Annotated in this window: 17 protein-coding genes; 9 read left to right on the top strand and 8 right to left on the bottom strand. The window is 62.4% G+C overall.

Annotation, left to right across the window (positions count from 1 at the left end):
• Window positions 1-264: transposase (locus BM321_RS22980; RefSeq protein ID WP_139230548.1), on the top strand; the 264-nt coding region annotated here is incomplete at its 5' end.
• 62 nt (window positions 265-326) lie between these two features.
• Here BM321_RS22980 and BM321_RS22975 read toward each other — a convergent pair.
• From BM321_RS22975 to BM321_RS22960, 4 genes are all read right to left on the bottom strand, one after another.
• Window positions 327-1049: a cobalt-precorrin-6A reductase gene (locus BM321_RS22975; protein WP_092444946.1), complete on the bottom strand. Its 723-nt coding sequence runs from the start codon at window positions 1047-1049 to the stop codon at window positions 327-329.
• Window positions 1046-2143 (bottom strand): cobalt-precorrin-5B (C(1))-methyltransferase, encoded by a 1098-nt coding sequence (locus BM321_RS22970; RefSeq protein WP_092444944.1) that lies wholly within the window; start codon window positions 2141-2143, stop codon window positions 1046-1048. Before BM321_RS22970 ends, BM321_RS22975 begins: the two co-directional genes overlap by 4 nt.
• Window positions 2136-3347, bottom strand: a complete 1212-nt coding sequence (cbiE, locus tag BM321_RS22965) for a precorrin-6y C5,15-methyltransferase (decarboxylating) subunit CbiE (RefSeq protein ID WP_092444942.1) — start codon at window positions 3345-3347, stop codon at window positions 2136-2138. Before cbiE ends, BM321_RS22970 begins: the two co-directional genes overlap by 8 nt.
• Before the next feature lie 234 nt (window positions 3348-3581).
• A complete protein-coding gene (locus BM321_RS22960; RefSeq protein ID WP_092444940.1) occupies window positions 3582-4487 on the bottom strand; it encodes a zeta toxin family protein in 906 nt (301 codons plus the stop codon).
• Between the two features lie 336 nt (window positions 4488-4823).
• On the opposite strand from BM321_RS22960, the gene cobG reads away from it, so the two are divergent.
• From cobG to BM321_RS22935, 5 genes are all read left to right on the top strand, one after another.
• Window positions 4824-6143: a precorrin-3B synthase gene (gene cobG, locus BM321_RS22955; protein WP_305882073.1), complete on the top strand. Its 1320-nt coding sequence runs from the start codon at window positions 4824-4826 to the stop codon at window positions 6141-6143.
• Window positions 6136-6762, top strand: coding sequence for a precorrin-8X methylmutase (locus BM321_RS22950; protein WP_060739362.1), 627 nt, complete (start codon window positions 6136-6138; stop codon window positions 6760-6762). Before cobG ends, BM321_RS22950 begins: the two co-directional genes overlap by 8 nt.
• A complete protein-coding gene (locus BM321_RS22945) occupies window positions 6762-7493 on the top strand; it encodes a precorrin-2 C(20)-methyltransferase (protein WP_092331057.1) in 732 nt (243 codons plus the stop codon). The genes BM321_RS22950 and BM321_RS22945 overlap by 1 nt, the downstream gene beginning before the upstream one ends.
• A complete protein-coding gene (gene cobJ / locus BM321_RS22940; RefSeq protein WP_092444936.1) occupies window positions 7493-9190 on the top strand; it encodes a precorrin-3B C(17)-methyltransferase in 1698 nt (565 codons plus the stop codon). The genes BM321_RS22945 and cobJ overlap by 1 nt, the downstream gene beginning before the upstream one ends.
• 387 nt (window positions 9191-9577) lie before the next feature.
• Window positions 9578-16633 (top strand): TcdA/TcdB pore-forming domain-containing protein, encoded by a 7056-nt coding sequence (locus BM321_RS22935; protein ID WP_092444934.1) that lies wholly within the window; start codon window positions 9578-9580, stop codon window positions 16631-16633.
• A gap of 12 nt (window positions 16634-16645) precedes the next feature.
• Here the strand turns inward: BM321_RS22935 and BM321_RS22930 are convergent, their stop codons facing one another.
• The gene (locus tag BM321_RS22930; protein WP_060739358.1) at window positions 16646-17242 is read right to left on the bottom strand and encodes a MarC family protein; all 597 of its coding nucleotides are present in this window, start codon (window positions 17240-17242) and stop codon (window positions 16646-16648) included.
• Window positions 17243-17484: 242 nt separating this feature from the next.
• On the opposite strand from BM321_RS22930, the gene BM321_RS22925 reads away from it, so the two are divergent.
• The 3 genes from BM321_RS22925 (at window position 17485) to BM321_RS22915 (ending at window position 19760) form a co-directional block, all read left to right on the top strand.
• Complete coding sequence (locus tag BM321_RS22925) at window positions 17485-18294, top strand: hypothetical protein (protein WP_092444932.1); 810 nt, start codon at window positions 17485-17487, stop codon at window positions 18292-18294.
• A 63-nt stretch (window positions 18295-18357) separates the two neighbouring features.
• The gene (locus tag BM321_RS22920) at window positions 18358-19083 is read left to right on the top strand and encodes a hypothetical protein (protein WP_092444930.1); all 726 of its coding nucleotides are present in this window, start codon (window positions 18358-18360) and stop codon (window positions 19081-19083) included.
• On the top strand, window positions 19080-19760 hold the full coding sequence (locus BM321_RS22915; RefSeq protein ID WP_256573473.1) for a hypothetical protein: 681 nt from the start codon (window positions 19080-19082) through the stop codon (window positions 19758-19760). Before BM321_RS22920 ends, BM321_RS22915 begins: the two co-directional genes overlap by 4 nt.
• A gap of 37 nt (window positions 19761-19797) precedes the next feature.
• Here the strand turns inward: BM321_RS22915 and BM321_RS22910 are convergent, their stop codons facing one another.
• The 3 genes from BM321_RS22910 to purH all read right to left on the bottom strand — a co-directional run bounded on the left by BM321_RS22910 (window position 19798) and on the right by purH (window position 25700).
• The gene (locus BM321_RS22910) at window positions 19798-22572 is read right to left on the bottom strand and encodes a hybrid sensor histidine kinase/response regulator (protein WP_092331068.1); all 2775 of its coding nucleotides are present in this window, start codon (window positions 22570-22572) and stop codon (window positions 19798-19800) included.
• A gap of 99 nt (window positions 22573-22671) precedes the next feature.
• Complete coding sequence (gene purD / locus BM321_RS22905) at window positions 22672-23967, bottom strand: phosphoribosylamine--glycine ligase (RefSeq protein ID WP_092444928.1); 1296 nt, start codon at window positions 23965-23967, stop codon at window positions 22672-22674.
• A gap of 125 nt (window positions 23968-24092) precedes the next feature.
• Window positions 24093-25700: a bifunctional phosphoribosylaminoimidazolecarboxamide formyltransferase/IMP cyclohydrolase gene (purH, locus tag BM321_RS22900; RefSeq protein WP_092444926.1), complete on the bottom strand. Its 1608-nt coding sequence runs from the start codon at window positions 25698-25700 to the stop codon at window positions 24093-24095.
• Window positions 25701-25728 lie beyond the last annotated feature (28 nt).

Raw genomic sequence — 25728 nt, 5'->3', positions numbered from 1 at the left:
CGAGTCGTCCCATTTTTTGTTTTCCCACCGGCCATTCGAAAAGTGATCTACACGACCAATGCAATCGAAAGCATCAACGCTCAACTGCGCAAGATCATTAAAACGAGAGGACACTTCCCAACCGATGACGCTGCAATCAAATTAATCTGGCTGGGCTTGCGCAATATCACGGCGAACTGGGGCAGTGCGGCCCACGACTGGAAAAGTGCCATGAATCAATTCGCGATCCTGTACGGGGACCGGTTCATCAGGCCGACGTGGTAAATGAAGGTCTGCCTAACGGCAGGCCGTTACCGGCCCGCACACAAAAAACCTGACACTCCCCCTTAGATCGGGTCCCGCAACGCCAACAAAACCTCACCCACTGTCCCAAACTCCCGATTAACAACCGGCAACACCGGCCGCTTCAACACCAGCACCGGCACCCCAAGCTCCCTGGCTACTTCCAGCTTCGGCTCAGTGGCCATGCTCCCGCTATTCTTGCTGACCAACACATCGATCCGCCGACGCTCGAACAGCTCGCGCTCGCCTTCGATGTGGAACGGCCCGCGGGCGCCGATGACTTCGCAGCGTTCATTGCCGGGGTAAACGTCCAGGGCGCGCAGGGTCCAGAATTGCTCTGGCGGAATTTCGTGCAGGTGTTGCAGCGGTTCGCGACCGAGGGTGAACAGCGGGCGGCGGAAGGGTTGCAGGGCTTGGATCAGTTCAGCCCAATCGGCCACTTCGCGCCAGTCATCCCCGGCCTGGGGCTGCCAGGCCGGACGGCGCAGGGCCCAGCAGGGAATGCCGCAGGCGCGCGCTGCGTGGGCGGCGTTGTGGCTGATTTGCGCGGCGTAGGGGTGGGTGGCGTCCAGCAGCAGGTCGATGCCTTGGTCGCGAATGAATTGCGCCAGGCCTTCGGCACCGCCGTAGCCGCCGACGCGTACCTGGCAGGTGAGGTCGGTGGGGACGCGACCGATGCCAGCCAGGCTGTAGATGTGATCGGGTCCCAGGGTGCGGGCGATGGCCAGGGCTTCGGTGACGCCACCGAGCAGCAGGATGCGTTTCATTGGAAGCTTCCGGCGTGACCGACGATCCCACCCTGGCGGTCGATGGCGAAGACTTCGACCTGGACCTGGGCCGGTACCACACTGCGAGCGAAGGCCAACGCGTGCTCGCACACCGCATCGCCGAGGGCGACGCCGGCGGCGCTGGCCATCGCCAGGGCCTGTTGGCTGGTGTTGGCATCTCGGATGCCCTGCTGCAAAACCTCATCGGCACCGATGGCGGCCGCCCATTCGGCCAATTGCGGCAGGTCGATGCTCGAGTGGCGGCTGTGCAGGTCCATGTGGCCGGCGGCGAGTTTGCTGATCTTGCCAAAGCCGCCGCAGAGGCTGAGTTTTTCCACCGGCACCTTGCGCACATGCTTGAGCACGGCGCCGACGAAGTCGCCCATTTCGATCAGGGCGATTTCCGGCAGGTTATAGACCCGGCGCATGGTGTCTTCGCTGGCATTGCCGGTGCAGGCGGCGATGTGCAGGTAACCGTTGGTCTTCGCCACGTCGATGCCCTGGTGGATCGAGGCGATGTAGGCCGCGCAGGAGAATGGCCGGACGATGCCGCTGGTGCCGAGGATCGACAGGCCGCCGAGGATGCCCAGTCGCGGGTTCATGGTTTTCAGCGCCAGGGCTTCGCCGTCCTCGACATTGACCGTGACTTCGAAACCACCGGCATAACCGCTTTCCTCGGCCAGGCGGCCCAGGTGATCGTTGATCATTTTGCGTGGCACCGGGTTGATCGCCGGCTCACCGACGCCCAGCACCAACCCCGGTCGTGTCACCGTGCCTACGCCGCGACCGGCGACGAAACGCACGCCGGGTTCGGCGATCAGGCGCACCTGGGAAAACAGCAGGGCACCATGGGTTACGTCCGGGTCATCGCCGGCGTCCTTGATCGTCCCGGCCTCGGCACCTTGTTCGGTCAGGCGGCAGAACTCCAGGCGCATCTGCACCTGCTTGCCCTTGGGCAGTACGATTTCCACGGCGTCGGCTTCGGTGCCGCGCAGCAGCAAGCGGGCCGCCGCCAGGCTGGTGGCCGTGGCGCAACTGCCGGTGGTCAGGCCGCTGCGCAGGGGGGCGGGTTGTTCGGCGGTTTCGTCACGCATCGAGAGGTTTCGTCAGGTCCAGCAAGGTAATCGGCAAGGCCTGGCGCCAGGTGTCGAATTCGCCCAACGGCTGGGCCTGGGCGATGTGGATGCGGGTCAGCTCACCGCCGTGACGTTCGCGCCAGTGCATCAGGGTCATTTCGCTTTGCAGGGTCACGGCGTTGGCGACCAGCCGACCGCCGGGCTTAAGTTGGGCCCAGCAGGCCTCGAGCACGCCTTCGCGGGTGACGCCGCCACCGATGAACACTGCGTCCGGACGCTCCAGGTTGTCCAGCGCCTGCGGGGCACTGCCGCGAATCAGTTGCAGGCCGGGCACGCCGAGGGTGTCGCGGTTGCGTTCGATCAAGCCTTGCCGGCCTTCGTCGGCTTCGATAGCCAGGGCGCGGCAACTGGGGTGGGTGCGCATCCATTCGATGCCGATGGAGCCGCTGCCGGCGCCGACGTCCCAGAGCAGCTCGCCGGGAGTCGGGGCGAGGCGGGCGAGGGTGATGGCGCGCACGTCGCGTTTGGTCAACTGGCCGTCATGCTCGAACGCGCTGTCCGGCAAACCGGCCAAGCGTGACAGTCGCGGTGTCGACGGTTCGGCCCGGCATTCGACGGCGATCAGGTTCAGGTCGGCGACGGTGTCATCGGACCATTGCGCGGCGCTACCGTCGACCCGTCGTTCTGCCGCACCGCCCAAATGTTCCAGCACAGTCATGGTGCTCGGTCCGAACCCCCGCTCGCGCAGCGCCGTCGCCACGGCGGCAGGGGTGTGGCGGTCATTGCTCAGCAGCAACAGCTTGACGCCTGTGGATAAATGCCCATTGAGCGCCGCCAGGGGCCGCGCCACCAGCGACAGCGTGACCGCGTCCTGCAACGGCCAGCCCATGCGCGCCGCGGCCAGCGAACAAGAAGAGGGCGCGGGGATGACCAGCATCTGATCGCCCGGCAGCTGTTTCGCCAGGCTGGCGCCCACGCCGTAGAACATCGGATCGCCGCTGGCCAGTACACACACCGACTCGCCCCGCCGCGCCAGCAGCGGTTCCAGGGAAAACGGGCTGGGCCACAGCTCCCGCTCGCCGCGGATGCACACTGGCAACAGCGCCAACTGGCGAGCGCTGCCAACAATACGCGATGCCCGCAGCAAGGCATGGCGAGCCGTTCGGCCCAGGCCCTTGAAGCCGTCTTCGCCGATGCCCACTACGGTCAGCCAGGGGGTCATCTTGGTTCCTCGATCTAGATGGGTACGTCCGGCGGGCCTATGGCACCTGCGAACCGGGCCGCCATCATACCGCGACACGGCTGGAAACGCGGATCCGCGATGGCGGCGATACGTTCGATATCACCGCTCCGGACCCACCGCTATCGCAAGCAGACAGATGCCTGAGTGCTCATCAGTGCTCTTCTTGAGACTGACCTCCTGCGCCGACAGGCCCGGTGCGTAGCCGATGAGGGATCATCGGTATACGTATTTAAGGATGTAGGCATATAAATCGCTGTAGACGGAGTCGGGCACCTGATCTACGTGAGCCTGGGTCTTGAGCAGCGCCAGGTGGCACTCCTTCACCATTTCTTCGCGATCGCCCAGTAGGTGCAGGCGGTTATTGACGATTGCCTCGAACGCACTGGAATAAGCCAGCGTAGGGCCCGTGATGACCGGAGCATCGTTCGAGTCCCTGGTATAGGTGCTTTGGACGCGCAGGATCCGCTCTTTCAACGGGCCAAACCCGCGTTCGTACAAGAAGATCCGTGAGCCGCTGATCGCTTTGGCGGCCGTCTCGAAAGCGAGGATCGTTGCCTGTGCATTTCCCAGGCTGGCGTTCAGCGCCGATAGCGAGACAAACCTCTCCATTTCTTGTCGGTCGAGGCTTTTGAGCGCCCGTTTGATACTCGATAGGTGAGCGAACTCTTTCTTGCAGGCGATGATATGCGTTTCGAACTGATAGCCGGCAGCGGTCGCCGTCGGTGGAAACGCAGCGAAATCGATGCTGTCGAACGCGCACTCCATGATGATGTTGTACTTGCAGTTGAACGCTTTCTCGAAGATCTTCGCGCCAATTTCCCGAACAAAGGCTTCTGTATGCTCATAAGCATGCAAGACACCGTGTTTGATCATTTCTGCGTATTGGGGGTGTTTCTGCCGGTACTCGGGTAGGTACAGGCGAACATAATTGCTATAGCGCTTTGAGGGCAGGAGGTTTTTTTCCAGCAGATAGGTCTTGCCCGATCCTTGCGAGCCGGCAGTGATCAGCATTTTGGGAATGGCCTCGGCGGTGATGCCATTGAATAGCGTGGCGCTGATTTCAGTGACCGCGGCTGTGACCTGCTCAGGAGTGTGAGCGTAACTCGGTGCTTGTGGCATATCTTGATTTCCTTATCGAAGATGCGCGTGGAATGGTGGGTCGCCCTTTGAGAAAAGCGCTGTTTTGCCGCTTTTTCAATTGCAGGTTTATTTCAACTCATGTCTCTGTTTTTTAAGGTAAAAAAACTTACGGAAGAAAAGGCGGCTGCTCACGCATCCGCGTGCATCCCTGCCCCAGCGGTAGCAAGCGTGCTCGCGATGGCCGCGTTACATTCAACTTCGCATTTGTAATGGCGATGCCCTCAATCCGACCAGCAAGCTTTTCATGACCCCCGGCAAAGCAGGCATAATGGCGCTCCTTCGCCAATGTGGCGTTTCTTATTTGCCGGTCTTCCCTTGAACGAACGCCCATCCTCCCTCGTCGTACGCCCCTCCGGTTGCCCGGGGTTGCTGCGTGTCGTCCAGGCGCTGGACGGGGGGATCTGTCGGATCAAGCTCGATGGCGGTTTCATCCAGGCGGATCAGGCCGAAGCCGTGGCCTCTGTGGCCGAGCGGTTCGCCGGCGGCGTGATCGAGGCGACCAACCGGGCCAACCTGCAAATCCGCGGGATCGGCCCCGGCCATGACGCGCTGATCGAGCCGTTGCTGGCCGCCGGGCTTGGCCCGCGCAAGCCGGCGGGCGATGACGTGCGCAACCTGATGCTCAGCCCCGCAGCCGGGATCGACCGGCAGATGCTGTTCGACACTCGCCCGCTGGCCGCGCAGATCCTCGTCACCCTGCAAACCCATGAACGCTTCCATGAACTGTCCGCCAAGTTCGCCGTGCAGCTGGACGGTGGAGAAGCGTTGGCGATGCTCGAACATCACCACGACTTGTGGCTCTCGGCCCTGGTCTGTAACGGCGAGCTCTGGCTGGCCTTCGGCTTGGCCGGCACCCCGTTGGATACACCGGCGGGCAGGGTGCCCCTGGCCCAGGGGCATGCCTTGGTGGTGGCGGTGCTGGAGTTGTTCCTCGACTTGGCCCGCCCGGACCAGAACCGCATGCGCCACTTGCTGGCTGACGTCTCCGTGGCTGAATTCATGGCCCGGCTGGCCCGCCGCGTGCCCTTGCAAGCGTGCCTGGATTGGCAGCGGGATGGGTCCAGCAATGGACTGCACCTCGGCGTCCATCCCCAGCACGACGACCGCGTCTACGTCGGCGCGGCGGCGCCCCTGGGGCGGCTCGATGCGGTCATGCTGCGAGGGGCCGCGCAACTGGCGCGGGAGAAGGGCGACGCGAGCCTGCGTTTCAGCCCTTGGCAAAGCCTGCTGTTGCCCAACGTGTGCCGCGTGGAGGCCGACGAAGTGCTGGCGCGGCTTGAGGGGTTGGGGCTGTTAGGTTCGAACGATCAACCCCTGGCGCAACTCATCGCCTGCACCGGCTCCAGTGGCTGCGGCAAAGCCTTGGCCGACACCAAGGCCGACGCCCGCCAACTGGCCGAGCTGCTGCAACGCCGGGGCCAAACCCTGAAGGTTCATCTGTCGGGCTGCCCGCGTTCCTGCGCGGCGGCCCACGTCGCGCCTGCCACCTTGCTGGCGGTCGCCCCCGGTCGTTACGACCTGTATTTCCGCGATGCCACGTTGCCGGGTTTCGGCGCGTTGCAGGCACACAATCTGACTATTGAAGCGCTCGGCCACTGGCTCGACGCTCGCCCCCGGAGCCCCCTTGATGCTTGATTACATCCGCGACGGTCAGGAGATCTATCGCAACTCCTTCGCGATCATCCGCGCCGAAGCCAACCTGGCGCGCATTCCGGCCGACCTGGAGAAACTCGCCGTGCGGGTGATCCACGCCTGCGGCATGGTCGAGGCCATCGATGGCCTGCAATTTTCCGAGGGCGCGGGCACAGCCGGGCGCCAGGCACTGGCCGCCGGTGCGCCGATCCTGTGCGATGCGCGGATGGTCTCCGAAGGCGTGACCCGGGCTCGCCTGCCAGCCAACAATCCGGTGATCTGCACCTTGCGCGACGAGCGCGTACCGGCATTGGCCCAGGAACTGGGCAACACCCGTTCGGCGGCCGCGCTGGAGTTGTGGCGCCCGCACCTGGAAGGCAGTGTCGTGGTCATCGGCAACGCACCGACCGCGCTGTTCTACCTGCTGGAAATGCTCGATGCCGGCGCACCGAAACCGGCCTTGATCCTCGGTTTCCCGGTGGGCTTCGTCGGCGCCGCCGAGTCCAAGGCGATGCTGGCGGCCAACAGCCGTGGCGTGCCATTCGTGATCATGCAAGGCCGCCTGGGCGGCAGCGCCATGGCCGCCGCCGCCGTCAACGCCCTCGCCACGGAGATTGAATGATGCAGCAGCCTGGACGTCTGATCGGCCTCGGCGTGGGCCCCGGTGACCCGGAACTGATCACGGTCAAGGCCCTGCGCCTGCTGCGCGAATCGCCCGTGGTGGCGTATTTCGTCGCCAAGGGCAAGAAGGGCAACGCCTTCGGCATCATCGAGGGCCATTTGCAGGACGCGCAGACGTTGCTGCCATTGGTCTACCCGGTCACCACCGAGGTGCTGCCTGCGCCGCTGTCCTATGAACAGGTGATCGCCGATTTCTACGACACCGCCGCCGAGCAGTTGGCCGTGCATCTGGATGCCGGTCGCGACGTGGCGGTGATCTGTGAGGGCGACCCGTTCTTCTACGGTTCCTACATGTACCTGCACGATCGCCTGGCCGAGCGTTATGAGGCCCAAGTCATTCCCGGCGTGTGCTCGATGCTGGGCGGTGCTTCGGTGCTCGGCGCGCCGCTGGTCTATCGCAACCAGAGCCTGTCGGTGCTCTCCGGTGTCTTGCCCCACGACGATCTCAAACGTCGCCTGGCCGATGCCGATGCGGCGGTGATCATGAAGCTGGGACGCAATTTCCCCAAGGTCCGCCAGGTGCTTCAGGAGCTGGGCATGGACGGGCGGGCGCTGTACGTCGAGCGAGCGACCATGGCCAACCAGAAGGTCGTGCCGTTGGATGACGTCGAGCCGATGTCTTCGCCGTACTTCTCGCTGATCATCGTGCCGGGCGAACGGTGGCAGGGTTGATGGCCGCCAAGACGCCGGCCATCGTCATCCTCGGCCCCGGCAGCCTGGCAACAGCCCGACGGATCCAGCAGCGTTACCCCGGCGCCCTGATCCACGGCCTGACCGGGCGGGTCGAGGGTGATCGGCAGTACCTCGAGTTTGGCGCGACATTGCGTGAACTCTACCAACAGGACACGCCGATCATCGCCCTGTGCGCGGCGGGCATTGTCATCCGTACCCTGGCGCCGCTGTTGCTGGAAAAAGGCGCCGAGCCGCCCGTGTTGGCAGTGGCCGAGGATGGCAGCGCCGTGGTGCCGCTGCTGGGCGGCCTGGGCGGGGTGAATGGCATGGCCCGGGACATCGCGGCCACGCTGCAAGTCGCACCGGCGATCACCACCAGCGGCGAATTGCGTTTCGGCACGTGCCTGCTCAATCCACCCAGCGGTTACAGCCTCGGCGACCTGGAGCAAGGCAAGCGCTTCGTCTCCGACCTGTTGGCCGGCGAGCCGGTGCGCATCGAAGGCGCAGCACCGTGGCTGGATCAGGCGCAGTTGCCGCAAGACCCGCAAGCCCGGCGCACGATCCACGTTAGCCATGCCGAGCGTGAGGCCAGTGCCCATGAGCTGCTGATTTATCCGCGCAGTGTCGCGGTGGTGATGAGTGCCGAGGTGGCTGATCTGCCAAGCACCGTTCGTGCAGCTTTGCAGCAAGCCAACGTGGCGATTGCGAGCCTGGCGTGCCTGGTGGCGGCGGATACGCTGATGGCCAGCACGGCCTTGCGTGACGCCGCGCAGGAGTTCGGGGTATCGCTGCGCTTTGTGGCGGCGACAGGCGATGCCGCCACCTTGGCCCGCAGCTCGATGCCGGCGGCGACCCTCGTTTCGGCAACGGCCAACCTGGTCATCGCTGTCGCCGCGCAGCCCTTGGATGTGGCCCGAATCGGTCGTCCGCGCGGTCGCCTGGCGGTGATCGGCCTGGGGCCGGGCGCTGCCGAGTTGATGGTGCCCGCGGTGAAAGCCGAACTGGCGCGGGCCACCGATGTGCTCGGTTACGAAACCTATGTGCGCATGGCCGGCCCGTTTCGCGACGATCAAGTGCTGCACTGCACCGACAACCGCGAAGAAATGCAGCGCGCTCGTCACGCCTTTGAACTGGCGGCCCTGGGGCGTTCGGTGATCGTGGTGTCGTCCGGCGATCCGGGCGTCTTCGCCATGGCGGCGGCGGTGCTCGAAGCGTTGCACGAATCCAGCGACCCGGCCTGGCATCAGGTGGACCTGGAGATCCTGCCCGGGGTGTCCGCCTCCCTCGCGACCGCCGCCCAGGCCGGTGCGCCGTTGGGGCATGACTTCTGCGTGATGTCGCTGTCGGACAATCTCAAGCCCTGGTCGATCATCGAAAAGCGTTTGGACCTGGCTGCCGAAGCCGATCTGGCGCTGGCCTTCTACAATCCGATTTCCCGGGCGCGACCGTGGCAATTGGGGCGTGCGCTGGAAATCGTCGCCCGGCACCGCACGCCGGAGACGCCGGTAGTGTTGGGGCGTGACATCGGTCGTCCGGGCCAGACCCTGCGTGTCACCACGTTGGGACAGCTCACGGCCGAGCAGGTGGACATGCGCACCATGGTCCTGATCGGTTCCTCCACCACCTGCGTGTTCCCGCGCGCGTCCGGTGGAAACTGGGTCTACACGCCTCGCTGGTATGGGGCCAAACCTGCCTGAACCGCGACACCGTTCATTCATGGAGGGCACTTGAGACTGTGGCGAGGGAGCTCGCTCCCCCGCCACAGAAGAGAAACATCGCCTTCAGAACCGTACATTAGATTCTTTCGCTGTATTTGTTTCTCATATAAATAAAAGCGCAAGTTGCAGTCTTGACCCTTCGTTGAAATGCATTGAAAGCCTTCCCGTTTGAGTTGTTGGTTTTTAAACGTTAGTTTGCGTGCCTGATAAGTTGTCGGTGTGCGCTTGTCGGTGTTTGGCAGACGTGTCAGGTGCCGCCAAGTTGCAAGATATTAAATTGAATCAATAGGTCGTCAGAATACGTGCTGACGACGGCGTTGTCATAGGCCTGTTTTTTAACTGGACAGGCCAAGGAGTGTCTTTTTTATGCAGGAAGCGAACATCAAGACGGGCGACAGTGCGCTCGGCTTCATCAGCCTTTTCAAACTGGCCGATCTCGAACGGGCACTGTTGCCCTACAAGAACACTGAGCACTACGAGGCGGTCATCCGTTATTACTTTGCCTGTATCGGCATGCCGGATTCGCACCGGTTGCTCGAACCTTTGGGGCTCTTGAAGCAGAAGCTCGCCAAACTGCTGGGCCAGCGCAGGGTCAAGCGCAGTCAGGATGCACATATCTCCAGCCCCGCCGGTGCCGGGATTGACCTGCCGCAGATATACGACAAAGTCGAACAGCACGAAGCGCGCCTCCTGTTCAGTGCCGAGCAGATGAAAAAGTTGCCCACGGAATTGCCCAAGACGTTGCACTTCGTCTGGCTCGGCGGCGGCCTTGGCGACATTCAGCGCGATTACCTCAATATATGGCGACAGGTGTTGGGCCGACAAGGTTATACCCTGAATCTTTGGTATGACAGCGATGCACTGCTGGCCTGGCAAACCAATAAGCTTATTGTCGAGGCCGCCAAGGCCAATGTTTTTCTACACGACGTGGATGAGCGTATTACTGAAGTCGAGTTGGGGGCCCTGTACAACGAACATGCCCTTGTTCTGAAACAACAGATGCAGGCCCATATCAATGCCGCTGTGGTGAATGGCGGTTCAGCCGATGAGGCCCGGATCGATTTACTGACCCGCGCCTACGGTCAGGATGCGCAAGTGCTGCGCCAACAGTTGGAACGCAACCGGCGCAGTGTCCTGGACATGGAAGGCTTCGAGTTGCGCGACCTTGCCGCCGGCGCGGTTTCGCTGCAGTTGCAGGAGGTCTATGACCGGGAGATGCGCTTGCTTGGCAATATGGCGGCGGCTGCGGATGTGGTGCGCATGGAAGTCCTGTTCACCGAAGGTGGCGGGTATACCGATATCGACTACCTTCCACCGTTATCAGCCACCCTGGGCGACGTCGACATCAGCGGTTTTGACTATGATGCCCGTCTGGGCACCCTGCAATTGCTGCTGAACGAGAACCCCGAATGGCTGCCGGGTCGCCAGGCCTCCTCCCGTTATCGTGGGCATATTCCTGCCGAGCATCTGCCGGCACTGGAAGCGTTCGCGCGGAGCCGGCCAAGCTTGAGCGAGGTCTTCAAACTGCCGGCGCAGTGGCTGGCCCGACCTTTCGCGCTGCGGGCCTTGAGCGTGGAGCTGTCGTTAACCAATGCCTTTCTGATGGCTCATCCGGGGGCTGAGATTCTCAAGAGCGTGATCGACCGTCAGCGCTCCAACTACGAGTTGATTGAAGCATCGGTCCAACTGGCCGCCCAGCGCAATGTTGCATTGAGCGACGTTGCCGGCATGTTGGTGCTGGTGGAAGAAGTCTTCGAAAAAAAACATGGATCGCTGAGCCGCCTGCCGATGGGCGAGGTGCTCAGGGCGATCGCGCGGATATCGGGCGTAGCCACCCACTTTGGCGACGGCATCCGCTTCGAGAGTGAAGGCACCATCCATCTGACGGGCCCCGGCGCCATGCGCGACGGCATGGCCGACTACGCGAACGCGCACTTGAGTGTGGCAGTCGCCAAGACCCTGCGCGAGGAGGCGGGCATTGCCCCCCACCTGACGGTTAACGGCGCCACCGAAGAGGAGCAGGATCACTCCTGGAAAGAACATGGCAGCCAACCGGAAAAATGGCTGGCCAACGAGCAGGCACGTTGGCGTGAAGGTCAGTACCGTACGCGCTACAGCGGCGACATCACGCAGTTGCTCAAGCATTCGACCGTTGAATTCCAACAGGGCTGGCCGCTGATCGAAGGCCGAGCCGTGCTGCTGACCGATGTCCTGGAGCGCTTGGTCGAGGGACTCGGCGAGCCGTTCATCGAGGCGATGAGCCAGGGGCATGACGGTGAAATCCGTTTCGAGAAGCCGCTGCCGCTGAGTTTCGATGATCGCCAGCGTATCCGGCGCCAGGCGCCCGATACGCTGGTTCCGGTGTTCCTGAGCGATGCAAAGATGCAAAGCTTGAGGATCGACGACGTGCTGGGCGAGATCGCCAGCGGCGCCCGACGGGTCATTGAGGTCAGCCCTGTGCAAAGGCTGTCACTGGGTGTGTTGCTCGGTTTGGACAGCTTGGATAACCCGCGCTTCGACGCCTTCACCAGTGAACTTGAGAACCTGGCCAACAGCGTCGCCGAACAGGCGGTGGCCGGCCGTTACGCGGTCATCGAGCGGCAATTGTTCAAGCGCAGGGCGGCAGGGTTCATGAACGGCCTAGTGAGCGATCCGGCGGATGCATCGCTGCCGTCCGACAGCGCGCTGGAATTGAAGAAAACCGCTTTGAAACAGGCGCGGACGCTGTTCCAGTGGGGCCGCCATGTCGCGCGGATCCAGAAAGTGGCGACCCTGGAACACCGTCTCCAGGTCGTCGAACGCTCCGCGCAGGTGCTGGACGGATTCGGCAGCAACGGTGTGCAAATGGTCCCCCAGGATTTGCTGCTCAACGGCGATGGCGAGGCGATTGGCGGACGCTGCTATCCCTTGGCGTTGGTGATGAGTGCGGCGCTTGCCCAGGGCGATGCGTCCTCCAGGCACTTGCGCGAGCGTTTCTTCCTCGCGGTGCTCGAACCCGGGCAAGCCGATTCCCAGGCCTTTGTGCAGACATTGGAGGCGCTGCGGGACGTACCGATGACGGAGGTCGGGACGCGTCTGGGACAGGCGAACCTGGATCAGGTCAGGGCCCGGCTCGAGAAGCACACCGGGCCCCGTACGCTGATGCTCAACTCTGACAACCATTCGATGCTGGTGGCCAAGACCGTCAATGGAGAACGTATCACCTACCATTTTTTCGACCCCAACTTCGGCCTGTGCAAGTTCGACCAGCCGGAAGGGCTGCAACGGGCACTGGAGACGTTTTTCCGAACAGAGGGCATGGCCCGCTATTACGCCGCCTATGGCCCCGACGCGCGACCGGAATTCGATCTGATCGACCTGCACAGCAAAAAAATCGCCGCCCTGGAACTGGCTGACGGCTTCACCGTGGAACACCTGCTCAAGCCCGATCCGTTGCCCGGAAAATCGGCGCTTGCGATTCGCCAGCGCCTGAACAACGCCCACGGCAGGTCCCTGGCGGACAACTCGCACCTGGGCAGCAGTTTGCTGGAACTGGACAGCCATTGGTGGGGCCAGCAGATCGCCCAGGCAACGGTCGGTTTGCAGGATTTGCATGACTCGGCGACGCCGCTGGTGCCCTTGTTCGAAACGCTGGAAATCACCCCCGAGGGCAAGTACCGGGTGAGCCTGATCGATCCCGCGCGACCGCAACAGTCGGTTCAGGTGCTCAGCGACGATCAGCGCCTGTTGCGGATCAAGAACTGGCTGTCGGAACAGTTTTCGACCCTGGCGCGCAAACCCGCGCAGACGGGTAACGTCCTGGACCCGACCGAGGCCGCCAGTGTCCATACCCTCAACGCCGGTTTCACCATCCAGGCCTTGATGAATGCCTTGCGTGGTCGGGAAGGGGATGACCGAACGTTGACCACCGCCGTGCGCCTGCACGCGTACGTCAATTATGCGCAGCTGGTGCACGGCAATGTCGTGGATGTGGCGGGCCTGGTGCAATTGGCGCGCACCGCGCTGGCGGAAGAGCGGCTCATCGCCCGTACATGCGCGCCGATTGTCGGCCAAGCGCTGGGGCATGCGGCCAACGAGGGCGTTGGCGCGGTGTTGGGGCTGGCCAATGTCGGCTTCGATATCTATCAGTTGAAGACCGCGCAAACCGGCGTCGAGACCGCGCAATTCGGCACCCAGCTGACCTTCGACTCTGCCAGCCTGGCCTTGACGGCGGGCGGTGTCGGGGCGGGGTTGGCCGGGGCGTCGACCGCGGCGGCGGTACTCGGCGGTGCGGGGGTGATTCTCGGCGGATTGGCCGTCGGCGTCGCCGCTCTGGCCCAGGGGTTTGCCACCATCGCCCGCGAGGCACGGCAAGTCGGTCAGTTTTTCGACGACCTGGAGCAGGCCTACCGGGGCGACGGCTACCACTACGACCACACGCTGGCCGCGTGGGTGGCACGGCCGTCACTGCTGGTCAAAAGCATCGATCTGAACGAGGGAACGGTGCTGCTCGACAGCCCGAAGCTGTATCCGCTGCGTGATCATTTTGGTGTGCCGGGCTTCGATCCCGATAACGCGCGAGCCATCGACATTCGCCGGGAGCTGGGGCTGCCCGGGCAGGTCGGGTTCGCACCTCCCGCCGGGCAACCCATCGTGCTGCCCTGCACGCCACACACCACATACGGTTATGAATACAAGGCGCTGCCCTTCGCCCGTTGGCGCCATGACCGCGGCTTCGACACGGCCCGGCGCCTGGAAAAAAAGCAAGCGGACGGCACCTGGCTGTTTCTGTTCTCGTTCTATTCGTTTCCTTCCGACTACATCCTCAATCGCCTGAACCCGGTGTATGGCGAGACGGTTATCCGGGTGAATCTGGATGCGCTGGAGCGAACACTGGTGGTTCCTGTCCTGCCGGATGCCTGGCGAGGAAAGTTGGCCTATTGGCTCAGGGGCGCGGGCGGGCGCTGTACCGTGACGCTCAACCCCGGGGCCGACATCAGGTTGATCGCACCGAACCAGACGTATTGCCGCTGGGTATTGCAGGCGACTTGGGCCAAGGACAGTGACATCCGGGTCGAACCTTCCGGCGACCTGTACATCGGCACCGTCCATGTGACCCGGGTCGGTCGCCAGGAAGTGCTGATCCGCACGGCCGATCAGTTGTTCAGCGTTACCCAGGGTAAACAGCAGCTGGACCTGGTCGAGCAGACGGCGCCCGAGGGGCTCGACGAGCAGGCGCTGCTTGACCACTACAAGGGCCTGGCGCGGGAGCACCGATTGGCACTGCCATATACGCTGGTCCAGCGTTTCCTGATCCCGTTCGAGGATCCCCGACAACCGCGCTACACCACCGCCTGGTATGACGCCCACGAAGACCGTTTCCTCTACATCCGCGACGACCTGGAAGTGCTCGGCGAGCCGCAGTTGTCGGTGGTCCTGGAGGGCTCCGCGTATTTCCATGACCCCGAGCAATTGCAGATCTGGCAAACGGATTGCGCCACGGGCCTGCTCAAACGCCGTTACCTGTTACTTATCCAGGACGGTCAAAGCACCATTCGCAGCGTCGAGGCCGATGCCCAGGGCGTGATTCATGTGGTGCAGGAATACGTTGTCGATAAGAAAACCGTCCGGCAATACCGCTACCTGATTCATGACGGGCAACTGCTGTTGAGTTCCGTCACCTACGACACGGTGCCGCAGCTGCAAGCGCTGCTGCTCGCCAACGATACCCTGGCCGAATGGTCGTCCTTGCTCGGCAACTTCCTGCGGCTGGCCTCCGGGCCTTCGAGCGATGGGCTTGTCACCGTCGATTGGCAGCCGGCGCCGTATGTTTCGATCTGCTGGGCGATTGCGCCCGACGTTCGAGACATGGCGTGGGTACGCGGCAGTGATCGACAGCTGATCCTTGCACAACCGGCCAAGCATCATGCCCGTGGCTGGGACGATTCGATCAAGCACCTGGACGGCCTGATGCTCTTGCCGATGGCCGATGACAGCGATGTGTTCTTCGTCTACCAGCGAGTCACCCCCAACCAAACGCTCTGCCGGCTGCAACTCAGCCTGAAGGATGGCAAGGCGCAATGGACGCACCGTTGGGTGCAGCCCGACGGACTCAAGCAGATCCTGGCTGTCGAAGGGGGCTACGTGGCGCTCGATGACAATGGACTGTTTTTCAACCTGGCCGCGCAAGGCGCGTTGCAGTTTGCCGGTGTGAGCGAGCACTGGCTCAAGGGCCGTGCCCGCTGGTGGCAGGCGCTGGAGCCATTGGCCAAGCGCTACCCGGACAAGGATTTCGCCATTGCCGGCCTGCGCAATACCGCGGGCGACGGCAACCTGTGTGCCTGGTACGTGACGCACCGATTGTTGTTGTGCGATCCGGGACTCGACAAAGAAGTGCGCTTGCTCGGCGTGACGCCGGATAATCAGTCGGCCTGGCTGTTCGACCGGTCGAGCGGTGAAGTCGTGAGCCAGGCATTCTTCGACCCGCAGCAGCTCGATCAAGCATTCGGCGCCGGCTCGCAACTGCTGCCGGGCGCCAGCCTGCCGGCTTATCGACGCGAGTGGACCGGCTGGCGGTTCGCCGACGTCACGCCCGAAGGCAGCGGATTGCGCGGGACCAGCGTGGACGGTGTGTCGCTGGCGCTGCGTCATCAGGAGGCGGCGACCATCACCGGGGTCAACCACGCCTGGGTGAGGGCCCAGGGGGAACACCTGGTCGAAGCCCTGCAGCGATTGCTGGACGTGGCGCAGCATGCCGAGTTCGTCTCGGTGGAGTCCGAGCCTGGAAGCCTGCAATGGTATGACGTGCAAAGTGCCCGACTGCTGCGGGTCACTGGCAAGAACCTGCCCAGGGACTTCACCCTGCTGGGCACTCAAGCACCGGTGAATGTGCTGCTGCACGCGCACCAGGATGGGCGGGTGCTGATCTATCCGGACAAGCGCAGCATCGGGCCGTTCGATTACGTCCAGCGTAACGCCCAGGTGCTGGTGGTCGAAGGGGAGAAGGTCGGTCGCGATCTTTTGCCGCTGATTCCCGATGAGGTCAACCGGTTGATCCTGCGTATGGGCCAGGGCGCGGTGACTTGTCATTTGACGAAGCCGGTATGGCTGAAGCTGGAGTCGGTCATCGTCGACTGTCGCCATGCCTTGGGTGAAACACCCGTCACGGCCAGCACGTTGATCTGGGCATTCGATGAGCCTGGAAAACTCGTGTTCGAGATCGTCCAGGCGCACCTGGTCATTGTCGATCCGGACAGTGAACGCTGCCTGATCTTGCGTGACGTGTGTTCTGCCGATCCGGCCTTGCGCGGTGAAATATGCCTGGGCTTCAACGCCGCGCAATCTCGCCCGGTGTCGACGTTCGTGGCGCGGTTAAGGGACCTGGGGGCGACTGGCAGTGCAACCCTGAAGGCGCTGCTGGCGACAGCGCCGGTCGCAGAATGAACCGTCCGGTTTTTACGGCACCAGGTAGCCCTTCACCCCGGTAAAAATGATCTGCGCCGCCAAGGCGCAGACAAACAGCCCCATCAGGCGACTGACGATCTGCAGGCCCTGGTCGCCGAGGATCCGTTCGATGCGGCTGGACAGGTAGAGCACGACGCCGACGGTGAAGCTCGCCAGGGCGATGCTGATGATGGCCATGAGTTTATCGTCCCAGTGCGGCTGGCTCACGCCCATCACCAGCAGGGCGCCGATGGTGCCGGGGCCGACGGTCAACGGAATGGTCAGCGGGACGATGGTCACGTCCTGTTGCACGTTGTCGGTCTGCACGGCCGACTTGCCCTGGGCCATGCCCAGGGCCGAAATGAACAGCACGCTGCCGGCGCCGATCCGGAACGCATCCACGGTGATGCCGAACACGCTGAAAATCACTCGTCCGAACAAATACAGCAACACGCTGGAGATCAGCGTCGCCGTCGCGACTTTCCAAGCCAGGCGGCGTTGTTCCTTGCGGGAATAGCCGCGCGTCAGGCCGATGAAGCAGGACAGGACGAAGAAGGGGCTGTAGAGCACCAGCATCTTCAGGTAAACGCTGAACAACACATGGAGCATGGTCGAGGCTCGCGACGAATGAGTTTGGCGTGGAGTCTATCAGGCGTCGGGATGTCTGTCGGCTGGCCGTGGGCTTGAGGGTTTTAATGTAGTGAAATCTTGGTTTGTTTTTTCTGTTAGTTGTTGGTTGTTGTCTTGGGATTAAGTGCGGTTACAGTTCTGTGCTTGTTACCCTTAAGGTGGATAGGTAAGTATGGCGCTCGGGCCCATGGAGGGCTTTAATTAAATAAGGGACATATTCAATGAATGCTAAATTTGATTCGGTTATCACTTTGGCGGACCGCCTGGAACGCCTGAATGCCTACGATATATCGCCGGACGATGTAATTGTTTCCCCTCGGATTGCCAGATATAAAGCGGCAGGGTTTGACAACGAAATCGAAAAGCCGGACCGCGCTTCGATTGTCGGAGACGCTATCATGTCGTTCGTTTCAGGTATGACGGCGCAAAATCAAGCGGATATCCAGCATTCCTATCTATTTGCATCGCTGGTTGCCAGTAAGAAGTATCCACGGGATGACGAAGGCGAGGAATGGTATAAAACCTTCCTTGACGTCATGCAGAGTTGTGGCTGGACCATTCTGCGGCATTACCACGATAAGGTTGCCGCGTCCGGCAAGAGTTTCAAGATGGATCAACTGGTGTTGAAAATCCTCGGTTCGGCGGTGGCGGCGGCTGCCGTTCCTGGTCCGACTTCGTTGCTGATGCTTAAAGTGGCCGGTGATGCGATCGCCGCATTGCAAACCAATGACAAGTCGCTGCGGCTCTTTGACCAGAATATCCAGGAGTCCGGCACCGGTGGCTTTGGTGTGGCGAGCTGTCACGAAACCCCGCACGGTGAAATACTCATGGCATTAGGCGCCGTGCGTTTCCTCAAGCGGACGAACCAGACCAAGGTCCTGTTCGTGGATTGGGATAGCAGTTCGGTAGACCTGTATCGCGGTGAATGTCATATGACCATGGTGCCGACAATTATCAATGCAACTCGAGAGATGATTGTTGCAAAACTGGGTGAACGCGCGAAACAAAAAATCGACGAGTACGAGATCTGATTGATTAATCTCCTGGCGACTACCGAGGTAGTCGCCATCCGTTAATGGAATAAGGTAGTTGTCATGAAAGATCATTGTTCGGTTTTTATTAATGCCGGTGCTGTTGTCCTGCTGCCCACTGACCTGATTGGGCAGGACCGGCTCGATGTATTGAATTCGATATTGTTTGCCCAGCTGGTAGCCAGTAAAAAATACCCCGCTCTTGCCCGGTCCAGTGACTGGTACTCAGCGTACCGGGAAGTACTGAATAATGGCTGGATGCAAAAGGCCGTGAGTTGGGACAACTTTACACTCGCTGCCTCATCGAAAACCAACCTGATGGAATGTGTCGAAGAGCGGCTGGGAGAATATGTTGAGCGAACTTTGATTGCGCAGGTAACTGATGTATTGAAGCGCGTCGCCCAGTTGTCCAGCACGTTGCCCGCAATTGAATTGCTGCGTGAACATGCCCATCGTCCGAAAAGCCCGGATTCGTCCGAGGCGCCCCATAAAGCACCCGACAGAATCAGGCTGCAAGTCATCCTGGCCCAACAGGGGCCTGTGTTGAGTAGCGTCTGCCTGGAGTTCGAGCCCGAGCACGTGACGTCCAACCCTCTTGGGCAACTCTTCTCCACCGATCCTGTGGTGGGCAATATTCAATTGCGTTGCTTCAAGGCGAATTTGTCCCAGGCGCTCTATGCGCCCTTCCGTGATGCGATTGTCCACAAGCTGGGGGATAAGGCCGCCAGGAACATCATCGATATTTCCGATGCGGTCGAGCAAGCGCAACCGGAAGCGGGGGCGTTATGACGGATCAAGGGTTTCGATCGGCCGACGGGCAGCGGTTGCGCCTGGATGAGGCATCGAGGGCAGCGGTGGTGGGCGGGAGTATCGTGTCCTTCGACGAGGGTTTGTCCCTCCAAGATCGCGAGGATATCTACCTGAGCAACTTGTACGCGCAGTTGGCAACCCGTTCGGCGTACAAGGACGGTCTGGTCGGTAACTGGTTCGACTATTACAAGAACAAGCTCAGGTACCTGGGGTGGGACTCGGCGCGTCCTGTCAGTGCGGGGCAGGCCGGGCAAGGATTGATGGCCGATAGCGTTTCGCAGCAGATCGCCCGTTCCTTTGGCGCAGGCTATTCGCGGCAGGCCAGCCAGGCGATAGCAACGCTTGGACGAAGCCCTGCTGCGCTCGAGCTGTTTGAACGAACGAGCCTACAGCGCAATACGGGACTCTTCCAGGTGATCCCCTGCGTGGCCAAATCCCGCGGGAAAGTCGAAATCGCGTTGTATCACAAGCAGTTCCGCACCCGCAGGACGGTCTCGGGATTTCTGTTCTGGCCAATGGAGGAAGTGGTGGAAAGCAGCGTGGAGGAAATGGCCGTCGTGACATTCAGTACGCTGCATTACGCAACGTTCAGGCAAAAAGTCGCGGCCGCGGTGATCGCCGAAACGACTCGTCACCTGCATGAGCTGGAAATCTGAACGACGCTACGGGTAGTCGCTGAATGCTCTCGCGGGTTCAGGGCGTATGCACGGCCTTGTTCTGCTGGTCGCGCTGGGCCACCCAGTGTTCGATCAGCTCGCGCAGTTGCGACAGTTCCACCGGCTTGGCCATGTGCCCGTCCATTCCTGCCTGGCGGGCGCGTTCCTTGTGCTCGGCCAGGATGTGCGCGGTGAGCGCCACCACTGGCGTGCGGGTGCGCTGGTTACCCATTTCCCAGGCACGCAGTTGCTGGGTGGCGGAAAACCCGTCGAGGATCGGCATTTCGCAGTCCATCAGGACCAGGTCGTAGCGCTGCTCCTTCATGGCCTTGAGGGCTTCCTCGCCGTTGCTGGCGGTGTCGGGTTGCAGGTTGAGCTTGCCGAGCATGCCACGGATGACCTTGGTGGAAATGCTGTTGTCCTCGGCCACCAGGATGCGGAAATCGCTCGGCACCTTCACCGGGGGGGGAGGACTGGCGTTCACCTGCACGTTCGTAGCCTGGCCCCGGTTGCGCTGGTTCAGCTCGTCCGCCAGGGTGGTCTTGAGGGTATAGCCGGCCACCGGTTTGGCGAGGATGCGCTTGACCCCGCTGTTGCGCGCCACGATCTTGCTCGGCGCATTGCTGATACCGGTGAGCATGATCAACAGGATGTCATGGTTCAGGCTCGGGTCTTCCTTGATCTTGGCCGCCAATTGCATGCCGGTCATGCCCGGCATGTTCTGGTCCAGCAGCACCACGTCGAAATAATCCCGCAGGTGTGCCTTGGTGCGCAGCAGCGCCAGGGCTTCCTTGCCCGAGGGCACCGCGCTGACGTTCAGGCCCCAGGCGCTGCACTGCTGTACCAGCACCTTGCGGCAGGTGTCGTTGTCGTCGACGATCAACACCCGTGCCCCTTGCAGCGGGCCATCGAGGTCGGAGGTCGGGTGTTCGAGGCGATCCGGGTCCAAGGGCAAGGTCAGCCACAAGGTACTGCCCTGGTTGCTGCCGCTCTTGATGCCGAACTCCCCGTGCATCAGCATGATCAGCTGGCGGGCGATAACCAGCCCCAGGTTGCCCCCCAGGCGCGTGGCGGAAAGGAAGTTCTTGCTGTGCAGCTCGGCGTGCATCAGCGTGTCGCGCTCTTCAGCGTCCATCGGCGTCCCGCTGTCCTGCACGGCGATGCGCAGGCGCGGCTGATGGCTGCGCTCGTCCAGGGCGACGACGATCAGCACTTCGCCCTCGTCGGTCTTCTTCAGGGCGTTTTCCAGCAGGCTCAGCAGCGCCTGGCGCAACCGCGTCGGGTCGCCGCTGATCACCCGCGGCACCTGGGGCTGGATGAAGCTGATCAGCTCGACGTTCTGCTGTTCGGCCTTGGCGCGGAAGATGCTCAGGCAGTCCTCGATCAGCGCATTGAGGTCGAACTGCACATCGTCCAGTTCGATCTGCCCGGATTCGAGCCGGGAAATGTCGAGGATCTCGTTGATCAGGGTCAGCAGTTCATTGCCGGCGCTGTGGATCGTTTGCACGTAGTCGCGTTGCTTGACCGACAGTGGCGTGCCCAGCAGCAGCTCGGTCATGCCCAGCACGCCGTTCATCGGGGTGCGGATCTCATGGCTGATCTTGGCCAGGAACTCGGCCTTGGCATTGATCTCGGCATTGCTCGCCGCCAGGTCGCGGCTGATGCTGAAGCGGCTTTCGTTGATCGAGCGCTGGCGCTCGCCCAGGGCGACACTCATCAACAGGCCGCTGATGCAGATGAAGATCAGCAGGGTGATGATCAAGCCTTGGGGGGGGACTTCCGTGAGCCCTTGCAGGGCCGGAAGAATGATCAGCGTGCCCAGGTTGAAGACGACCATGGCCGCGACGAACAGCCGGGCCGGGCGGTAGCCCTTTTGCCAGTGCCAGGCGCTGACGAACAGCATGCTCAGGCCTGCGAGGGCCACCAGGGCATAGGTCATGATATTGAGTGGCAGCGTGTTGACGAACAACAGCAGCAGGCTGCACAGCATGACGAACACAATGTCCCCCAGCAGCAACCGGTTCAACGGGTGCGGCCCCAGGGGCGCGAAGAAGCGATAGGCGAACATCAGGCCGCAGGGCGCCGTCAGCAGCAACGCCAGGTAAGCGCCGGGCGTCTGCACCGCCGGCCAGTCGGGCAGCCAGGGCCCGGCCAGGTTCAGCAACAGCGCCAGGCTGAGCATCAGCAGCCCTTCACAGGCGGCCAGCCACAGGCAACTGCGGGAACGGGTGTAAGCGTAGCGAGTGAGGTTGTGCAGGATCAGCATGGCGATGCAGCCGAACAGCAGCCCATAGATCAGCGTCTGGTTCTGATCGGCCGCCGCCACGACGGCCGATTGCAACGTGATGTAGGGGCGCAGTTCGTGACGCGAGGCCAGTCGCAGGTAAACGTCCAATGATTTGTCGCTGCGCGGCAGTGGCAACATGAGTTCGCTGCTGGGCACCGCCGGTTCCGTATGCGGCGTGGCATTGCCGCCGACCTGTTGCTCGACCAGGGCGTCGCCGTCCAGCACATAGAGGTTCAGGCGTGACAGGTCGGGGGCGAAGATGCGCAGGATTTGTTCATGCCTGTCCGGGGCCAGGCGGAAGCGCAGCCACAATGCTCCGCCGGGCTCGGCGGCCCTGAGGCGGTCCAGGTCGATGGGGCTGAATTGGTTGGTGTACCGAGCGGAGCGGATGTCGCTCAGCGTCAGGTCGCCCTGTTCGTCGAGCAATACCGCCCAGCCACTGCCTGGCGCGGCCTGGGCCGGGAGCATGCAGAGCAGCGTCAGCAGGGTGACGGTAAAGCCTATGGCAATCCTGAGCCAGCGCACGGCGAAATCCCTTCGTAGGTTGATGCCAGATTATAACTATGCGCGGCGCCGGAACAGTCAGGCAAGGGCCGCAGACCCCTGCCTGGCTGAATGGCCGGGTTATTCCAGATTTTCGCCACGCTCACGGGCAATGGCGCGGTAGCCAATGTCCTTGCGGTAGAAACAACCTTCCCAGTCGATCTCGGCGGCAAGCTTGTAGGCCTGCTGCTGAGCGTCGTCGACACTGGCGCCCAGGGCGGTGGCGCAAAGCACACGACCGCCGGCGGTGACCACTTGCCCATCCTTCAATGCCGTGCCTGCATGGAAGACTTTGCCTTCCAGCCGGGCCGCGGCGTCCAGGCCCCGGATTGCGCTACCTTTGGCGTAGTCGCCCGGGTAACCGCCGGCCGCCAATACGACACCGACGCTTGGGCGCGGATCCCATTGGGCTTCGACCTTGTCCAGGGCCTGTGCCAGTGCGGCCTCGACCAGCAGGACCAGGCTCGATTGCAAGCGCAGCATGACCGGCTGGGTCTCAGGATCGCCGAAACGGCAGTTGAATTCGATGACTTTTGGGTTACCAGCCTTGTCGATCATCAGGCCCGCGTAGAGGAAGCCGGTGTAGACGTTGCCTTCCTCGGCCATGCCGCGCACGGTCGGCCAGATCACCTGGTCCATGACGCGCTGGTGCACCTGGGCGGTCACCACCGGGGCAGGGGAGTAGGCGCCCATGCCGCCGGTATTCGGGCCGCTGTCGCCATCGCCGACACGCTTGTGGTCCTGGCTGGTGGCCATCGGCAGTACGTTCTTGCCATCGACCATGACGATGAAGCTGGCTTCCTCGCCGTCGAGGAACTCTTCGATCACCACGCGGGAACCGGCGTCACCGAAGGCATTGCCAGCGAGCATGTCGCGCACGGCATCTTCGGCTTCGGCCAGGGTCATGGCAACGATCACGCCCTTGCCGGCGGCCAGGCCGTCGGCCTTGATCACGATCGGTGCGCCTTTCTCGCGCAGGTACGCCAGGGCCGGTTCGATTTCGGTGAAGTTCTGGTAGTCGGCGGTCGGGATCTTGTGGCGCGCCAGGAAATCCTTGGTGAACGCTTTCGAGCCTTCCAGCTGCGCGGCGCCAGCGGTCGGGCCGAAGCAGTCCAGGCCACGGGAGCGGAACAGGTCGACCACGCCGGCGACCAGCGGCACTTCCGGGCCGACGATGGTCAGCGAGACGTTCTTCTCGGCGAAGTCGGCCAGTTGCTTCAGGGCCAGCACGTCGATGGCGACGTTTTCGCACTTGGCTTCGATGGCGGTGCCGGCATTGCCCGGCGCCACGAAAACCTTCTGCACACGGGGATCCTGGGCCACTTTCCAGGCCAGGGCGTGTTCGCGGCCACCGCTGCCAATGATCAAAACATTCATTTCAAAAACCTCGGATGACGCTGATTTGGGGCTGATCGTTCCCACGCTCTGCGTGGGAATGCCTCTACGGACGCTCTGCGTCCCGGGCTGCGTGCCCACGCAGAGCGTGGGTACGATCAAGCAAATTAGTGGCGGAAGTGGCGCATGCCGGTGAACACCATCGCAATCCCTGCTTCATCAGCAGCCGCAATCACTTCGTTGTCACGCATCGAGCCACCCGGCTGGATCACGGCGGTGATGCCGACCTTGGCCGCGTTGTCGATGCCGTCGCGGAACGGGAAGAACGCATCGGAGGCCATGACTGCGCCCTGTACCTGCAAGCCGGCGTGTTCAGCCTTGATGGCGGCGATGCGGGCCGAGTTCACGCGGCTCATCTGGCCGGCACCGACACCGATGGTCTGGCGGTTCTTGGCATAGACGATGGCATTGGACTTGACGTACTTGGCGACTTTCCAAGCGAAGATCAGGTCGTTGATTTCCTGCTCGCTCGGGGGGCGCCGGGTCACCACTTTCAGGTCTTCGCTGCCGATCATGCCGATGTCACGGCTCTGGACCAGCAGGCCGCCATTGACACGCTTGTAGTCCCAGGCCGGCGCGCGATCGGCCGACCATTGGCCGCAGGCCAGCAGGCGCACGTTGGCCTTGGCGGCAACGATGGCGCGGGCTTCTTCACTGACGGAAGGGGCGATGATCACTTCGACGAACTGGCGCTCGACGATGGCCTTGGCGGTCTCGGCGTCCAGTTCACGGTTGAAGGCGATGATGCCGCCGAAGGCCGACTCGGTGTCGGTGGCGTAGGCCAGTTCGTAGGCCTGGCGGATGCCGCCCTCGGCGTCCGGGCTCACGGCCACGCCGCACGGGTTGGCGTGCTTGACGATCACGCAGGCTGGCTTGACGAAGCTCTTCACGCACTCCAGCGCGGCGTCGGTGTCGGCCACGTTGTTGAACGACAGTTCCTTGCCTTGCAGTTGGGTGGCGGTGGCAATGCCGACTTCGGCAGGCTTGGCTTCCACGTAGAACGCCGCGCTCTGGTGCGGGTTCTCGCCGTAGCGCATTTCCTGGGCCTTGACGAACTGGGTGTTGAAGGTGCGCGGGAATTCGCTGCGGCCTTCGGTCGACAGGGTTTCAGCCGCCTGGTTCACGGTGCCCATGTAGTTGGCGATCATGCCGTCGTAGGCGGCGGTGTGTTCGAAGGCCTTGAGCATCAGGTCGAAACGCTGGGCGTAGGTCAGGCCACCGGCCTTGAGGTTCTCCAGCACGCTGGCGTAGTCGCTGGCGTTGACCACGATGGCCACGTCTTTATGGTTCTTGGCCGCCGAGCGGACCATGGTCGGGCCGCCGATGTCGATGTTCTCGATGGCGGTCGGCAGGTCGCAGCCAGGCTTGTTGATGGTGGCTTCGAACGGGTAGAGGTTGACGGCCACCAGGTCGATCGGCTTGATGCCGTGTTCGTTCATGATGGCGTCGTCGATGCCGCGACGGCCCAGGATCCCGCCGTGGATTTTCGGGTGCAGGGTCTTGACCCGACCGTCCATCATTTCCGCAAAACCGGTGTAGTCCGCGACTTCCACTGCGGCGACGCCATTGTCCTGCAGCAGCTTGAAGGTCCCGCCGGTGGAGAGAATCTCGACGCCCAGCTGTTGCAGCTCGCGGGCGAATTCGAGGATCCCGGTCTTGTCGGAAACGCTGATCAAGGCGCGGCGGATCGGCAGGCGGGTGGTCTGGTCGGTCATTTCAATTTCCATCAAAAGCAAGGGAAGT

Origin of the sequence: Pseudomonas sp. NFIX10 (assembly GCF_900111955.1) — a bacterium.
GTDB lineage: Bacteria > Pseudomonadota > Gammaproteobacteria > Pseudomonadales > Pseudomonadaceae > Aquipseudomonas > Aquipseudomonas fluorescens_AA.
Note: the sequence above shows the minus strand (reverse complement) of the source record. Positions and strands in the feature narration are given on the sequence as shown.

Bases quoted from the DNA above. Each gene is read 5' to 3' on its own strand.
- BM321_RS22915 (WP_256573473.1), top strand. From the start codon at position 19,080: ATGACGGATCAAGGGTTTCGATCGGCCGACGGGCAGCGGTTGCGCCTG.
- BM321_RS22950 (WP_060739362.1), top strand. From the start codon at position 6,136: ATGCTTGATTACATCCGCGACGGTCAGGAGATCTATCGCAACTCCTTC.
- cobJ (WP_092444936.1), top strand. From the start codon at position 7,493: ATGGCCGCCAAGACGCCGGCCATCGTCATCCTCGGCCCCGGCAGCCTG.
- cbiE (WP_092444942.1), bottom strand. From the start codon at position 3,347: ATGACCCCCTGGCTGACCGTAGTGGGCATCGGCGAAGACGGCTTCAAG.
- BM321_RS22970 (WP_092444944.1), bottom strand. From the start codon at position 2,143: ATGCGTGACGAAACCGCCGAACAACCCGCCCCCCTGCGCAGCGGCCTG.
- BM321_RS22925 (WP_092444932.1), top strand. From the start codon at position 17,485: ATGAATGCTAAATTTGATTCGGTTATCACTTTGGCGGACCGCCTGGAA.
- BM321_RS22945 (WP_092331057.1), top strand. From the start codon at position 6,762: ATGCAGCAGCCTGGACGTCTGATCGGCCTCGGCGTGGGCCCCGGTGAC.
- BM321_RS22975 (WP_092444946.1), bottom strand. From the start codon at position 1,049: ATGAAACGCATCCTGCTGCTCGGTGGCGTCACCGAAGCCCTGGCCATC.
- BM321_RS22935 (WP_092444934.1), top strand. From the start codon at position 9,578: ATGCAGGAAGCGAACATCAAGACGGGCGACAGTGCGCTCGGCTTCATC.
- BM321_RS22930 (WP_060739358.1), bottom strand. From the start codon at position 17,242: ATGCTCCATGTGTTGTTCAGCGTTTACCTGAAGATGCTGGTGCTCTAC.
- BM321_RS22920 (WP_092444930.1), top strand. From the start codon at position 18,358: ATGAAAGATCATTGTTCGGTTTTTATTAATGCCGGTGCTGTTGTCCTG.
- purD (WP_092444928.1), bottom strand. From the start codon at position 23,967: ATGAATGTTTTGATCATTGGCAGCGGTGGCCGCGAACACGCCCTGGCC.
- purH (WP_092444926.1), bottom strand. From the start codon at position 25,700: ATGACCGACCAGACCACCCGCCTGCCGATCCGCCGCGCCTTGATCAGC.
- BM321_RS22960 (WP_092444940.1), bottom strand. From the start codon at position 4,487: ATGCCACAAGCACCGAGTTACGCTCACACTCCTGAGCAGGTCACAGCC.